This is a genomic window from Enterobacter sp. BNK-29 (genome assembly GCF_048684785.1).
GTDB lineage: Bacteria > Pseudomonadota > Gammaproteobacteria > Enterobacterales > Enterobacteriaceae > Enterobacter > Enterobacter cloacae_M.
The window spans coordinates 631,847-645,593 of the sequence record NZ_JBLQTU010000001.1 but is presented as its reverse complement, the minus strand read 5'-3'; the positions used below and the strand labels follow the sequence as shown (position 1 = coordinate 645,593).

General features: G+C 56.9%; 13 protein-coding genes and 1 tRNA gene. 6 read left to right on the top strand and 8 right to left on the bottom strand.

Annotated features, from left to right (window positions below; genetic code table 11):
- Positions 1-80: 80 nt before the first annotated feature.
- Positions 81-341 carry a DUF2534 family protein gene (locus tag ACMGGX_RS03020; RefSeq protein ID WP_008500962.1) on the top strand — a complete coding sequence of 87 codons (261 nt, stop codon included), beginning with the start codon at positions 81-83 and terminating at the stop codon, positions 339-341.
- Between the two features lie 115 nt (positions 342-456).
- Positions 457-1,644 carry an MFS transporter gene (locus ACMGGX_RS03015; RefSeq protein WP_420298023.1) on the top strand — a complete coding sequence of 396 codons (1,188 nt, stop codon included), beginning with the start codon at positions 457-459 and terminating at the stop codon, positions 1,642-1,644.
- A gap of 35 nt (positions 1,645-1,679) precedes the next feature.
- Here the strand turns inward: ACMGGX_RS03015 and ACMGGX_RS03010 are convergent.
- From ACMGGX_RS03010 to ACMGGX_RS03000, 3 genes are all read right to left on the bottom strand, one after another.
- A tRNA-Pro gene (locus ACMGGX_RS03010) sits at positions 1,680-1,756 on the bottom strand.
- A gap of 72 nt (positions 1,757-1,828) precedes the next feature.
- Positions 1,829-3,589 (bottom strand): LPS biosynthesis-modulating metalloenzyme YejM, encoded by a 1,761-nt coding sequence (yejM, locus tag ACMGGX_RS03005; RefSeq protein ID WP_420298022.1) that lies wholly within the window; start codon positions 3,587-3,589, stop codon positions 1,829-1,831.
- Between the two features lie 19 nt (positions 3,590-3,608).
- Positions 3,609-3,836, bottom strand: a complete 228-nt coding sequence (locus ACMGGX_RS03000) for a YejL family protein (protein ID WP_008500958.1) — start codon at positions 3,834-3,836, stop codon at positions 3,609-3,611.
- 134 nt (positions 3,837-3,970) lie between these two features.
- Between ACMGGX_RS03000 and yejK the strand changes: the two genes are divergently transcribed.
- The gene (yejK, locus tag ACMGGX_RS02995) at positions 3,971-4,978 is read left to right on the top strand and encodes a nucleoid-associated protein YejK (RefSeq protein WP_008500957.1); all 1,008 of its coding nucleotides are present in this window, start codon (positions 3,971-3,973) and stop codon (positions 4,976-4,978) included.
- A gap of 52 nt (positions 4,979-5,030) precedes the next feature.
- Here the strand turns inward: yejK and rplY are convergent, their stop codons facing one another.
- Positions 5,031-5,315: a 50S ribosomal protein L25 gene (gene rplY, locus ACMGGX_RS02990; RefSeq protein WP_023312497.1), complete on the bottom strand. Its 285-nt coding sequence runs from the start codon at positions 5,313-5,315 to the stop codon at positions 5,031-5,033.
- A gap of 125 nt (positions 5,316-5,440) precedes the next feature.
- Positions 5,441-7,201 (bottom strand): DEAD/DEAH box helicase, encoded by a 1,761-nt coding sequence (locus ACMGGX_RS02985; protein WP_202781760.1) that lies wholly within the window; start codon positions 7,199-7,201, stop codon positions 5,441-5,443.
- A gap of 281 nt (positions 7,202-7,482) precedes the next feature.
- Between ACMGGX_RS02985 and rsuA the strand changes: the two genes are divergently transcribed.
- The 3 genes from rsuA (at position 7,483) to ACMGGX_RS02970 (ending at position 10,026) form a co-directional block, all read left to right on the top strand.
- Positions 7,483-8,190: a 16S rRNA pseudouridine(516) synthase RsuA gene (gene rsuA, locus ACMGGX_RS02980; RefSeq protein WP_023312495.1), complete on the top strand. Its 708-nt coding sequence runs from the start codon at positions 7,483-7,485 to the stop codon at positions 8,188-8,190.
- 15 nt (positions 8,191-8,205) lie between these two features.
- A complete protein-coding gene (locus ACMGGX_RS02975) occupies positions 8,206-9,402 on the top strand; it encodes a Bcr/CflA family multidrug efflux MFS transporter (RefSeq protein WP_008500953.1) in 1,197 nt (398 codons plus the stop codon).
- 279 nt (positions 9,403-9,681) lie between these two features.
- Entirely contained in the window at positions 9,682-10,026 is a 345-nt protein-coding gene (locus ACMGGX_RS02970) for a YejG family protein (RefSeq protein WP_045334337.1), read from the top strand.
- Positions 10,027-10,029: 3 nt separating this feature from the next.
- Here ACMGGX_RS02970 and yejF read toward each other — a convergent pair whose 3' ends face one another.
- Genes yejF through ACMGGX_RS02955 form a run of 3 tightly spaced genes read right to left on the bottom strand, consistent with a single transcriptional unit; the run spans position 10,030 to position 13,740 of the window.
- The gene (yejF, locus tag ACMGGX_RS02965; protein WP_181593528.1) at positions 10,030-11,619 is read right to left on the bottom strand and encodes a microcin C ABC transporter ATP-binding protein YejF; all 1,590 of its coding nucleotides are present in this window, start codon (positions 11,617-11,619) and stop codon (positions 10,030-10,032) included.
- A 1-nt stretch (position 11,620) separates the two neighbouring features.
- Positions 11,621-12,646, bottom strand: a complete 1,026-nt coding sequence (locus ACMGGX_RS02960) for an ABC transporter permease (protein WP_023312492.1) — start codon at positions 12,644-12,646, stop codon at positions 11,621-11,623.
- Positions 12,646-13,740 carry a microcin C ABC transporter permease YejB gene (locus ACMGGX_RS02955; RefSeq protein ID WP_181593527.1) on the bottom strand — a complete coding sequence of 365 codons (1,095 nt, stop codon included), beginning with the start codon at positions 13,738-13,740 and terminating at the stop codon, positions 12,646-12,648. The genes ACMGGX_RS02960 and ACMGGX_RS02955 overlap by 1 nt, the downstream gene beginning before the upstream one ends.
- Positions 13,741-13,747: the final 7 nt, after the last annotated feature.

Here is a 13,747-nt window from a genome sequence, read left to right as displayed (position 1 = left end):
TATGCTGGTGTGGAGTCAGGTGTCAGTTCGTGTTATTTTAGACCCTATGTATTGTTATTCATCTGTAAAAGGGAAGAGAGATGGTTCGTGCAAAACTGAAAACGCCTGAAGGCCGCAAGTTCCTCCTGGCGCTGCTGGTCGTATTTATGATTGCTGCCGCATGCGTGGGGCGGGCAACCATCGTTGGCGTGATCGAACAGTACAATATCCCCCTCTCTGCCTGGACAACCAGCATGTATGTCCTGCAGTCGGCGATGATCTTCGTCTACAGCCTGGTGTTCACCGTTCTGCTGGCCATCCCGCTGGGCATTTTCTTCCTGGGTGGACGTGAGAAGCACTAAGCGTTTACCTGCAATAAGAAGCCAGCCTGCGGGCTGGCTTTTTTTATGTCTGATGTTTTTTTCCAGGATATTCTGTTTCGAACGAGGTTGTTCGACATAAAGCAGGAGATGCGCAATGTTATCCCGGTTTGCAACGCTCAGCCGGATCCCGAAAGGCGTCTGGGTGGTGGGCGGCGTCAGTATGTTAATGGATATCTCCTCGGAGATTATTCACAGCCTGCTGCCGTTGTTTATGGTCACGACGCTGGGTGCCAGCGTGATCTTCATTGGTTTGATTGAAGGTCTGGCTGAAGCTACTGCACTGTTTATCAAAGTGTTTTCTGGCGCCATCAGTGATTATCTGGGCAAACGTAAAGGACTCGCGGTTCTGGGCTACGGTCTTGGCGCGTTGAGTAAGCCGCTGTTCGCTATCGCCTCTTCGTCGGGCATGATTCTGGGGGCACGCTTAATCGACCGGGCAGGGAAGGGGATCCGGGGTGCGCCGCGCGATGCGTTGGTCGCTGACGTTACGCCGCCGGAACTCCGCGGCGCGGCTTTTGGTTTGCGTCAGTCGATGGACACCATTGGCGCCTTTCTCGGGCCGCTGCTGGCCGTAGGCTTAATGCTGCTGTGGAATGATGATTTTCGTACCATTTTCTGGATTGCGGTGATCCCCGGCGTACTCGCAGTTGCCTTGCTTTTCTTCGGCCTGCACGAGCCTAAAACCCCTGTCGAGCATAAACGAACGAATCCCATCAAACGAGAGAATCTCAGGCGCCTCGGGAAAGGCTGCTGGTGGGTCATTGGCCTGGGGGCCATCTTCACGCTCGCACGTTTCAGTGAAGCATTTCTTGTGCTTCGCGCTCAGCAGTCGGGTGTGCCGCTGGCGCTGATCCCGCTGGTGATGGTTGCCATGAATCTGCTCTATTTCCTCTCAGCCTATCCGTTTGGCAAGTTATCCGACGTGATGAGCCACACCCGATTATTGCAGTGGGGGCTGGTGGTGCTAATTGGAGCGGACATTGTGCTGGCACTGAGCACCCACTGGGCGGGCATTATTTTAGGCGTTGCGCTTTGGGGGATACATATGGGTATGACCCAGGGATTACTGGCGGCAATGATCGCTAAAACCGCACCGCCCGATCTGCGCGGCACGGCTTTCGGTATTTTTAGTCTGGTAAGCGGCGTGGGATTATTAATCGCCAGCGTGGGAGCCGGCGCGATATGGGAAACGTTTGGTGCGGAATATACGTTTTATGCCGGAGCGGTGATTTGTCTGGCTACGCTAGTATATCTGCGCAAAACGCCGGACGAGGCGAAATAAAAAACCAGCCATCAGGCTGGTTTTCAATGTGTTTTTGGTCGGCACGAGAGGATTTGAACCTCCGACCCCCGACACCCCATGACGGTGCGCTACCAGGCTGCGCTACGTGCCGACGCATAAAAAGAATACTACTCGATTCCGTTTTGAATGCAAGGGAATCTGTCGCTAACTGGTTTATTATTAATCAGTTAGCGATGAAGCGCTTCTCATCCGTCAGGACCTGAAGCAGCAGGCTCAGCTGCGGTTTCTGATCTTTCAGCCGTTCACCCTGCAGATTATACGTCTGATAATTCCCGTTGCTGTTCAGCACCAGCGTCAGCTTCGGCGTGGTCACCACCAGCGTATTATTCCCCGCAGCCGTCACCCAGCTGTGGCGGCGCGCGGCGCTGAAGAGATCCTGCCCCTGCGAATACTCGTTTGCTGGCGTGCTGACGTGCAGCAGGCGTTGCATCAGGGTGGTCATCACATCTTTATGCTCGGTGAGCATATTGATGCGCTGCGCCGGGGTGCCAGGCCAGTGGATCACCAGCGGAACCTGCAGATTCGGGCGAGACCAGCTCATACTCTTCGTCTCGTCACCTAGCGGCACGCCATGACCCGCGGTCACGATCACCACGGTGTTGTCCAGCTTGCCTGACTCGCGAAGCGCATCAAGCACGCGGCCTATCTGCGCATCAACATCGCCAGCCGCGTGACCGTAGCGGCGCGCAAAGTCACTCTTATTGCTGTCAGCAAGCGTTGTGCCGTTAAAGGCAACCCATGAGAACCAGCGGTTATCTTCCTGGGCGTAGCGCTGCAGCCAGTTTATCCATTGGCTGGCGGTCTGCGCGTCGGACTGTTTTTGCGCCGTCGGCAGTGAGAAATCGGACAGCAGCGCCTGGCGGTAGAGCGGGCTGTTAAAGCCATCGGAGGAGAACAACCCTAACTGATAGCCTTGCTGATTCAGCCCGGTGATCAGCGCCGCAGGCGTGCGGGTAGACAGTACGCCGTCCATGTAGCCGGCTGAAATGCCATAGAAGAGGCCAAAGATGCCCGCATCGGCGGTGTTACCGGAGCTCATATGCTGAGTAAACGAGACGTTCTGACTCGCGAAAGCGGCCAGCGCAGGCATCTGCTTCTCGAAACGGGAATAGTTCAGGCCATCGACGGTGATCAGCAGGACGTTTTGCCCGCGCCCCATATCGCGGTAGTTCAGGTCGCTCAGAGGATACTGAACGCTGACGGCTTCCGGATTACCCTGCTCGATAAGACGGCGCTGGTACTCCTGCGCATCAAGCAGGCCGTGTTTCTCGAGGAAGCGACGGGCCGTCATCGGGTACGAGAGCGGCAGGTTCGCGCGCTGCATGGTAATAGGGCGATAGAAGTTTGCATCCGCCCAGATATACATGATGTGCGAACTGATAAAGGAGACGAAAAAGAGCGCGGCGACGGGCTTCGCATAATGGCGTCGCCGGGTCAGGCTGCGGAGCTTTTGCCAGCTCCAGGTAGCGAACAGCATCTCAATCAGCAGGATCACCGGGACGCTGATAAACATCAGCTGCCAGTCACGGGCCGTTTCGTTCTGGTCGGGGTTAATCACCAGTTCCCAGACGATGGGGTTGAGGTGCAGGTGGAAGCGGGTGAACACTTCACTGTCGATAAGCAGCAGCGTCATCCCCACCGTCGCAAGGATGGCGGACAAGAACCGCATCAGACGCTGCGACATGACGATAAACGTCAGGGGGAACAGGATCAGCAGATAGGTGGCGAAAACCAAAAAGCTAAAGTGACCCACAACGCTCATCCAGGAGTAGATACGCCCGGTTAGCGTTGTTGGCCAGTCTGCGACAAACAGATAACGACAGCCAATGACCGTCGCCAGCAGAATGTTGAACAGGGCAAACCAGTGCCCCCAGCTGACCATCTGGGAGACTTTTTCACGGTAGCGCTGACGATTCGTCACCATAAACTGTTGTTCGTATCCCTTAATGGGCCGGATCGTTGCTGACGGACGACTGTAAAGCCTGGGCGAACGATTTTGCGATCGCCTGACGCTGAGCCGGAGCAACGCTGGTGTTAATCAGGTTGGTGACCATATTTCCCAAAACCATCAGGGAGAGATCGGTCGGCGTTTTATGTTTTTCCAGTACGTTGACCAGCTCACTGAGCAGTTGTTCAACGTGTTCATCACTGTAGCGGGAATGTTGTGGCATAAATCAAAATCAGTTTGTTGATGAAAGGGCAACATATTACCGTAGCAACAGCTTTTTTTCCCCTTTTTTATCTGTTGTTGCACACATGTCCTGGTGGTGGTTGAATACCGCCCGGTCTAAAAGGAGAGTTTATCATGAGTCTGGAAATCAACCAGATTGCCTTGCACCAGCTTATCAAGCGTGATGAGCAAACCCTTGAAGTGGTGCTGCGCGATTCGTTACTGGAACCCACGGCGACCGTGGTGGAGATGATGGCAGAGCTGCATCGCGTCTATAGCGCCAAAAATAAAGCCTATGGCCTGTTCAGCGAAGAGAGTGAACTGGCTGATAGCCTGCGCCTGCAGCGTCAGGGCGAAGAGGATTTCCTGGCGTTTAGCCGTGCCGCAACCGGGCGTCTGCGCGACGAACTGGCGAAATATCCGTTCGCCGACGGCGGGATCGTGCTGTTCTGCCACTATCGCTACCTGGCGGTCGAGTATCTGCTGGTTACCGTGCTGAATAACTTAAGCAGCATGCGCGTGAACGAGCAGCTGGATATCAGCTCAACGCATTATCTGGATATCAACCATGCGGATATCGTGGCGCGTATTGATTTGACCGAATGGGAAACCAACCCGGAGTCGACCCGCTACCTGACATTCCTGAAGGGGCGCGTGGGCCGCAAAGTGGCGGATTTCTTTATGGATTTCCTAGGTGCCAGCGAAGGTCTTAACGCCAAAGCGCAGAACAAAGGGCTGCTCCAGGCGGTGGACGACTTCACGGCTGAAGCGCAGCTCGATAAATCTGAGCGCCAGACCGTGCGTCAGCAGGTCTACAGCTACTGCAACGAACAGCTGCAGGCAGGGGAGGAGATCGAGCTGGAGTCCCTGTCAAAAGAGCTGGCCGGCGTCAGCGAAGTCAGCTTCCAGGAATTCACCGCGGAGAAAGGCTATGAGCTTGAAGAGAGCTTCCCGGCCGATCGCAGCACGCTGCGTCAGTTAACCAAGTTTGCCGGCAGCGGCGGTGGGTTAACCATCAACTTTGACGCGATGTTGCTGGGTGAACGCATCTTTTGGGATCCGGCCACCGATACGCTGACCATTAAAGGTACGCCGCCGAACCTGCGCGATCAGCTTCAGCGCCGCACCTCGGGTGGGAAATAACAGCCATAAAAAAACCCCGCAGAAGCGGGGTTTTTTTTCGACGAGTTTGCGATTACGCGCGAACGAAGTCGATGTGAGTCAGTTTTGGCTTGAACGCGTGACGCTGAACAGCCTGAACTTTCACTTTTTCTTCTTTACCGCCAACAACGATGGTCAGAACTTCGCTGTAGAATTCAGCTTTGGTCTGCAGGTTCCACAGTTTGTCGTGATCCAGTTCGATTGCAACTGGAGCAGCTTCGCCACCGTAAACGATAGCCGGGAACTTGTTAGCGTTACGCAGGCGGCGGCTCGCACCCTTACCCTGCACGTTACGTACTTCTGCTTCGATAGTGAACATTGATTTCTCTCTGTATTTAAAACCCTACTACAGGCGACCCAGCAGCAGGTGAGTGTTCTGCCTCACGGATGTGAAGCGGGCGGCATTTTATACTCAAATGCCCCTCACATCAATGAAAAGTCCCGCTAACCGCGCAATTCGTTGGCGCGACGGAAGCGACCTTCATAGTCGAAGAGCTTCTCGCGCACCTGCCAGAACTGGCCTTTCTTACGGGCGACGACAAAATCCGGATGGCGCAATAGCACCTGCTGGCGCACGATATCGGCTACGGTTATCCAGCGCAGGGGCACGCCCGGCGTGCGGGTATGCGGGCGGATAAACAGCTGCTCGAAGGCCATTCGCTGGGCAGGCGTCTGAACCCGGAAGCGCTCGCTGACGTCCGCACCGTCTTCGTCGTAATAGGTGATTTTCAACCACTCACCTTTTTCATCGGCGCCGGGCTGCAGCGCCATGCCGGAACAGCGCAGCACCAGGGCATCTTTCAGCTTTAGCGCCGCTTTCAGCATGTCGTCCGGGTCAACCAGCACCGTGTCGCATTCCCGGCAGCGGCGGGCGGCAATATCGTTTTCGGCGTTGCACTGCGGGCAGTTTTTGAACCGGAAGCGGAAATCGCACTGCTCGCGGTGCCCGTCATCATCTTCAAACCAGCCCTGACAGCGGCGGCCAAAGTGTTCGATCAGCGTACCGTCGGCGGTGGTTTTTCCCCAGAAGGTGTTGGCAAACCCGCAGGCAGGGCAAAAGACCTGCACGGGCACGTTGTCGCTTTTCCCTTTTGGCGCGCCGACCTCAGGCGTATAGAGATCGTGCGGGTTACCGGCATAATCCAGAATCAGGCAGTCGGTTTTTCCCGGGGCCAGACGCAGGCCGCGGCCAACAATCTGCTGATACAGACTGACCGATTCGGTCGGGCGCAAAATGGCGATCAGGTCGACGTGCGGGGCGTCAAAGCCGGTGGTCAATACCGACACGTTTACCAGATAGCGGAACTGCTGGGCTTTAAAGGCGTCAATCAGGCTGTCGCGCTCCGGGCCGGGCGTTTCGCCGGTGATTAACGCCGCGTCGCCGGCGGGCAGTAATCCGGTGATTTCACGCGCGTGCTCAACGGTGGCGGCAAAGATCATTACCCCCTTGCGCGTCGCGGCGAACTCCTCAATCTGGCTGATAATATGCGGCGTAATACGCTTCTGCTTTTTCAGCTCCTGATTGAGATCCGCTTCGCTGAATAAGCCGTTGCTCTGCGCCTGCAGACGGCTGAAATCGTACTGCACCACCGGCATATCCAGCCGTTCAGGCGGCGTCAGGTAGCCGTGTTTAATCATGTAGCGCAGCGGAAGTTCGTAAATGCAGTCGCTAAACAGGGCCTTGTCATCACCGCGCACCATGCCGTGATAATGATAGCGATAGATCCAGCCTTTCCCCAGGCGAAACGGGGTCGCCGTCAGGCCCAGCAGGCGCAGGTGAGGATTCACCGCTTTCAGGTGAGCCAGGATTTGCTGGTACTGGCTGTCGTCGTCATCGCTGATGCGGTGACACTCGTCGACGATCAGCAGCGAAAATTCGCTGCGAAACAGGTCCAGATTGCGCGCCACCGACTGCACGCTGCCAAAGACCACTTTGCCGTGGCTCTCTTTGCGCTTCAGCCCGGCGGCGAAAATATCGGCTTCCAGCCCAAGCGCACAATACTTGGCGTGGTTTTGCGCGACGAGCTCTTTAACGTGCGCCAGCACCAGCACGCGACCACGGGCCAGACGCGCCAGTTCTGCGATGACCAGGCTTTTGCCTGCGCCGGTCGGGAGCACAATCGCCGCCGGCTCGCGATGTTTACGGAACCAGGCGAGGGTGGCGTCAACGGCTTCCTGCTGATAGGGACGAAGTGTAAAAGTCATAGGGTCTCGGTTTCGTTATTCCGCACATATACCCGTCATACTTCAAGTTGCCTGTGCGTTGGCTGCACTCGTTCACCCCGGTCACTTACTTATGTAAGCTCCCGGGGATTCACTCTTTTGCCGCCTTCATGCAACTCGAATTATTTAGGGTATAGATAGTATGCCACGAAACTTTTTCCCTTGAGTGGCGCAACCAGACCATTATACTGAACCGTTCCAGACTGCTTCTTTTTTCGGACCTGTTGTCCGACTCCCAGCACCATTAAGGCTAAAAAGATTTCATGCGACTTGATAAGTTTATCGCTCAGCAACTCGGCGTAAGCCGCGCTATTGCCGGGCGCGAAATTCGCGCCAGCCGCGTTACCGTGGATGGCGACATTGTGAGAGACAGCGCGTTCAAACTGCAACCTGACCATCAGGTGGAGTATGACGGCAATCCGCTGACCCAGCAGCACGGTCCGCGCTACTTCATGCTCAATAAGCCGGAAGGCTACGTCTGCTCAACGGACGATCCCGATCACCCGACGGTGCTCTATTTCCTCGACGAACCGGTGGCGCACAAGCTGCACGCCGCAGGCCGCCTCGACATCGATACCACCGGTCTGGTACTGATGACCGACGACGGGCAGTGGTCGCACCGCATTACTTCCCCGCGTCACCACTGCGAGAAAACCTATCTGGTCACGCTGGAGTCGCCGGTGTCGGATGACACGGCAGAGCAATTCACGAAAGGCGTTCAACTGCATAATGAAAAAGATCTGACCAAACCCGCCGTGCTTGAGGTGATTACGCCGACGGAAGTCCGTCTGACCATCAGCGAAGGGCGTTACCATCAGGTGAAACGTATGTTTGCCGCGGTGGGGAACCACGTTGTTGGCCTGCATCGTGAGCGGATTGGTGCGATCGAACTCGATCCCGACCTGGCGCCAGGCGAATATCGCCCGTTAACGGAAGAAGAGATCGCCAGCGTCGGTCTGCCTTCGCACTAATTTCAGGAGAGCTCTGTGACCACCAGGCCACACTCGTCGTTCAAAATCGTCTTCATTCTTGGCCTGCTGGCCATGCTGATGCCGCTGTCTATTGATATGTACCTGCCCGCGCTGCCGGTCATTTCCGCGCAGTTTGGCGTTCCGGCGGGCAGCGCGCAGATGACGCTCAGCACCTATATTCTTGGCTTTGCCCTTGGCCAGCTGTTTTATGGCCCGATGGCGGACAGCCTTGGACGCAAGCCCGTTATTCTGGGCGGGACGCTGGTCTTTGCAGCCGCAGCGGTGGCCTGTGCGCTGGCGCAGACCATCGATCATTTGATTATCATGCGCTTCTTCCACGGTCTGGCGGCGGCAGCGGCAAGCGTGGTGATTAACGCCCTGATGCGCGATATCTACCCGAAGGAAGAGTTCTCCCGCATGATGTCGTTTGTTATGCTGGTGACGACGATTGCGCCGCTGGTGGCCCCGATGGCCGGTGGTGCGGTGCTGGTGTGGTTTAGCTGGCATGTGATTTTCTGGATCCTGGCCCTGGCCGCGCTGCTGGCCTCGGCGATGATTTTCTTCTTTATTGATGAAACGCTTCCCGTCGAGCGCCGTCAGAAATTCCACATCCGAACCACAATCGGCAATTTTGCCTCGCTGTTTCGCCACAAGCGCGTGCTCAGCTATATGCTGGCAAGCGGGTTCAGCTTCGCCGGGATGTTCTCCTTCCTGAGCGCCGGGCCGTTTGTCTACATCGAGCTGAACCACGTTTCGCCGCAGCACTTCGGCTATTACTTTGCGCTTAACATCGTCTTCCTGTTCATCATGACCATCATCAACAGCCGTTTTGTCCGGCGGGTGGGGGCGCTGAACATGTTCCGCGCCGGGCTGTGGATCCAGTTTGTGATGGCTATCTGGCTGGTGGTGAGCGCGTTTCTGGGCGTGGGCTTCTGGGCGCTGGTGGTCGGGGTGGCGGCCTTTGTCGGCTGCGTGTCGATGGTGTCATCTAATGCGATGGCGGTGATCCTGGATGAGTTTCCGCATATGGCGGGCACCGCCTCTTCCCTGGCGGGGACGTTCCGCTTCGGCATCGGCGCTATCGTTGGCGCGTTGCTTTCAATGGCGACCTTTACGACGGCATGGCCCATGCTGTGGGCGATGGCTTTTTGCGCAACCAGCTCGATACTCTTCTATCTTTACGCCAGCCGACCGCGAAAAGCGGCCCACTAAAACACAGAGAAGGCCCGGCAGGGCCTTTTTTGTTGATGCATATCAACCAAACCCCCGTTCGTTTATTCCGTGTTTGTTTATTTTATGTAAAATCTATTTGTGTAAAAAGTCACATCATTGTATTCAAAAAGGTTGAGTTAGATCGCAGAAACGGGTACATATAGCGCCGACGCGAGCCAGGAAACGGATAAAAAAGCGCTGAATAGTGCAGGCTGGCGATGATGTGTTACTATAAATGTAAATAAATTGTGAAGTAAATTTTGCTTCCGGGGAACGAACGTGAATACATTACAACTCTCCATTGTCCATCGCTTGCCCCAGAGCTATCGCTGGTCGACGGGTTTTGCAGGTTCGAAAGTTGAACCGATTCCGCAAAACGTCGCGGGCTGTGAAAACTGCCTGGTGGCACTCAAGCTGCTGAGCCCGAGCGACGAAAATGCATGGCGGGTGATGGAGCGTCTCAGTCAGGCCCTGACGGATATCGAAGTGGACAGCTCCGTGCTGGAGTGTGAAGGTGAGCCGTGCCTGTTTGTGAAAAGCCAGGACGAATTTGCCGCCACCTGCCGTCTGAAGAATTTTGGCGTTGCCATCGCGGAGCCTTTCTCCGGCCAGTACCCTTTCTGACCGCTAGTCTGCCGACAACAGCTGGCGCGTGTAGCGCTGCGTTGGCGCGCTAAATACGCGCTGGCACTCACCCTGCTCGACCACTTCTCCCTGTCGCAACACAATCACCTGATGGCATAGCGCCCGCACCACCTGAAGATCGTGGCTGATAAAGATATAGGCCAGCCGGTGCTTTTCCTGCAGCCCTTTCAGCAGGGCCAGGATCTGCGCCTGAACGGTTCTGTCCAGCGACGACGTCGGTTCATCCAGAATAATCAGCTCCGGCTTCAGGATCAGCGCGCGGGCAATGGCGATACGCTGGCGCTGCCCGCCGGAGAATTCAGCCGGATAGCGGTGGCGCGTCCCGGCATCTAGGCCCACTTCGGCCATCACCCGCATAACTTCCTGCTCGCGCTGCTGAGCGCTCAGGCCGGGCTGATGCACGCGCAGACCCTCTTCGATAATCTGTAGCACGCTGAGCCGTGGATTAAGCGAGGAGTTGGGATCCTGAAACACCACCTGCATGCGGGGCCGCACGGGCAGCATCTGGCGGCGGTTCCAGCGGTGCAGCGGCATATCGTCAAAGAGGATCTCTCCCTGGGAGGCAATTAAGCGCAGTAGCGCCAGACCGGTGGTGCTTTTGCCGGAACCGGATTCGCCCACCAGCCCCAGGGATTCTCCCGGGCGCAGCGAGAAGCGGATGTTTTTCAGCACCGGATTCTGGTCGACGATGCGTCGCAAAATACCTTTGCGGATCGGAAACGAGACGGACAGATCCTCAACGCGCAGCAGCGGTGTGCTGTCCGCCTTGAGGGGAACCGGGTCGCCGGAGGGTTCGCTGTCGAGCAAACGCTGCGTATAGGGGTGCTGCGGCGCGCTCAGCAGCGTGGACGCGCTATTCTGTTCAACGCATCGTCCGTTTTGCATCACCGCGACGCTGTCGGCCAGCTTTCTCACAATGCTCAGGTTGTGCGTGATAAACAGCAGGCTCATGTTCAGCTCGTCACGCAGCTCCCGCAGCAGCGTCAATATTTGCGCCTGTACCGTCACGTCCAGCGCCGTTGTGGGCTCGTCGGCAATCAACAGCTCGGGTCGCGTGAGCAGTGCCATGGCGATCATCACGCGCTGGCGTTCGCCGCCGGAGAGCTGGTGCGGAAAATCATTCAGCCGTTTGGCCGCGTTGCGTATTCCTGTTCGTTCCAGACAGTCCAGAATTTCTCCCCGCGCGGCCTCTTTGCGCATCCCCCGGTGCAGGGAGAGCACTTCATAGAGCTGTTTCTCCAGGCTGTGCAGCGGGTTGAGGGAAACCATCGGCTCCTGGAAGATCATGGCGATTTTGTTGCCGCGAATGCCGCGCAGGGTATGTTCGTCGGCATGCAGCAGCGAGCTGCCGTGAAACAGAATATCCCCTTGCGGGTAGCTCACCGGTGGGGATGGCAGCAGCCGCAGGATAGAGAGTGCCGAAACGCTCTTGCCTGAACCCGACTCGCCCACCAGGGCCAGCGTTTCCCCGGTCTGGATCTGCAGCGACAGGTCGCTGACCACGTTGCGCGTCTCGCCCTGCTTTGAAAAAGCAATCGACAGGTTATCAATACTGAGAAGAGGCTGGGTCATTTTATACCGCCTTGTTCGGATCGAAGGCATCGCGCACGGCTTCGCCAATAAAAATCAGCAGCGACAGCAGCACGGCCACGGAAAGAAAGGCGGCGATGCCTAACCACGGCGCCTGCAGGTTGTTTTTACCCTGTAGCAGCAGTTCGCCGAGCGACGGGGAACCCAGCGGTAGCCCGAAACCAAGAAAATCCAGTGAGGTGAGGGTGGTGATCGAGCTGCACAGAATAAACGGCAGGAAGGTGAGCGTTGCCACTACCGCGTTGGGCAGCATGTGGCGGAAGATGATCCCCCGGTCGCTCACGCCAAGCGCCTGCGCGGCGCGTATGTAGTCGAAATTGCGGGTGCGCAGGAACTCCGCGCGCACCACGCCCACCAGCGCCATCCAGCCGAACAGGACGGTGATGCCTAACAGCCACCAGAAGCCGGGCTGCACCACGCTGGAAAGCAGGATGATCAGAAACAGCGTTGGCATGCCTGACCAGACTTCAATAACCCGCTGGCCCCACAGATCAATTTTCCCGCCGTAGTAGCCCTGAACGGCGCCCGCCACGACGCCCATTACGCTTGAGAAGATTGTCAGCATCAGCCCAAAGAGAAGCGAGATTCGCGTGCCGTACAGGATGCGCGCCAGCACGTCCCCGCCGTTAGCATCCGTTCCCAGCCAGTTTTGCGCGGAGGGCGGGGAAGGGAACGGCGTCGTGGTGGCGAAGTTAATGCTGTTTGCGCCAAAGCGCACCGGCGCCCAGAGCGCCCAGCCGTGCTGTTCGATCTGCTGGCGAAGCCACGGATCCTGATACTCCGCCGGTGTTGCAAACGGGCCGCCGAAGTCGCTTTCGCTGTAGTTGGCGATAACCGGCACGTACCAGCGGTCGTTAAAATGCACCAGCAACGGCTTGTCGTTGGCGATCAGCTCCGAACACATGCTTAAGGCAAACAGCACGGCAAAAATCCACAGCGACCAGTAGCCGCGGCGGTTGTGGCGAAAGCGGGCCCAGCGGGCCTGGTTGACGGGGCTTAAACGCGGCATCAGCGGCCCTCAAAATCGATTCGGGGATCGACCAGCGTATAGCTGATATCACTGATGATATTCAGCAGCAGGCCAATCAGGGTGAAAATATAGAGTGTGCCAAACATCACCGGATAGTCGCGAGATACGGTAGCCTCATAGCCCAGCAGCCCCAGGCCGTTGAGCGAGAACATCACCTCTATCAGCAGCGAGCCGGTAAAAAACATGCCGATGAACGTGGCCGGAAATCCGGCGATCACCAGCAGCATGGCGTTGCGGAACACGTGTTTCCACATGATCTGCTTCTCGCTCACGCCCTTAGCGCGGGCCGTGACGACGTACTGTTTACGAATTTCATCGAGAAAGGCGTTTTTGGTCAACATGGTCAGGGCCGCAAACCCGCCGATGACCGTGGCCAGCACCGGCAGCGTGATATGCCAGAGATAGTCAGTGATTTTCTGATACCACGGCAGGGAGCTGAAATCGGCGGAGACCAGCCCCCGCAGCGGGAAGAGGTCGAAATAACTCCCCCCGGCAAAAAAGACAATCAGCAGGACGGCAAACAGAAACGCCGGGATGGCGTAGCCGATAATGATGAACGTGCTGCTCCAGATATCAAACCGGCTGCCGTTATACACCGCTTTGCGGATCCCGAGCGGTATAGAGACCAGATAGATAATCAGCGTTCCCCACAGCCCCAGCGTTATCGAAACCGGCAGGCTTTGCTTGATCAGCGTTAATACTGACGCACTGCGAAACAGGCTGTCGCCAAAATCAAAGCGGATGTAATCCGAGAGCATCTTGAAATAGCGCTCGTGAATCGGTTTGTCAAAGCCGTAGCGGTGGGTGATCTCGGCGATCACTTCCGGATCCAGCCCGCGTCCGCCGCGATAATGGCTTTCGCTGATATTCCCTACGCCGGTTCGCGCATGGCTCGCGCCCATCCCTTCACCGCCGCCGCCGGGCATGCCGCCGCTGTTGCCAAATTCAATGGCGGCAATTGCCTGATCGACCGGGCCGCCGGGGGCGATTTGCACGATAAAAAAGTTAATCGTGATGATGGCCCACAGGGTGGGGATAATCAGCAGGAGACGACGGAGAAGATAGGCACCCATGATGATT

Bases quoted from the DNA above. Each gene is read 5' to 3' on its own strand.
- ACMGGX_RS03020 (WP_008500962.1), top strand. From the start codon at position 81: ATGGTTCGTGCAAAACTGAAAACGCCTGAAGGCCGCAAGTTCCTCCTG.
- ACMGGX_RS03015 (WP_420298023.1), top strand. From the start codon at position 457: ATGTTATCCCGGTTTGCAACGCTCAGCCGGATCCCGAAAGGCGTCTGG.
- yejM (WP_420298022.1), bottom strand. From the start codon at position 3,589: ATGGTGACGAATCGTCAGCGCTACCGTGAAAAAGTCTCCCAGATGGTC.
- ACMGGX_RS03000 (WP_008500958.1), bottom strand. From the start codon at position 3,836: ATGCCACAACATTCCCGCTACAGTGATGAACACGTTGAACAACTGCTC.
- yejK (WP_008500957.1), top strand. From the start codon at position 3,971: ATGAGTCTGGAAATCAACCAGATTGCCTTGCACCAGCTTATCAAGCGT.
- rplY (WP_023312497.1), bottom strand. From the start codon at position 5,315: ATGTTCACTATCGAAGCAGAAGTACGTAACGTGCAGGGTAAGGGTGCG.
- ACMGGX_RS02985 (WP_202781760.1), bottom strand. From the start codon at position 7,201: ATGACTTTTACACTTCGTCCCTATCAGCAGGAAGCCGTTGACGCCACC.
- rsuA (WP_023312495.1), top strand. From the start codon at position 7,483: ATGCGACTTGATAAGTTTATCGCTCAGCAACTCGGCGTAAGCCGCGCT.
- yejF (WP_181593528.1), bottom strand. From the start codon at position 11,619: ATGACCCAGCCTCTTCTCAGTATTGATAACCTGTCGATTGCTTTTTCA.
- ACMGGX_RS02960 (WP_023312492.1), bottom strand. From the start codon at position 12,646: ATGCCGCGTTTAAGCCCCGTCAACCAGGCCCGCTGGGCCCGCTTTCGC.
- ACMGGX_RS02955 (WP_181593527.1), bottom strand. From the start codon at position 13,740: ATGGGTGCCTATCTTCTCCGTCGTCTCCTGCTGATTATCCCCACCCTG.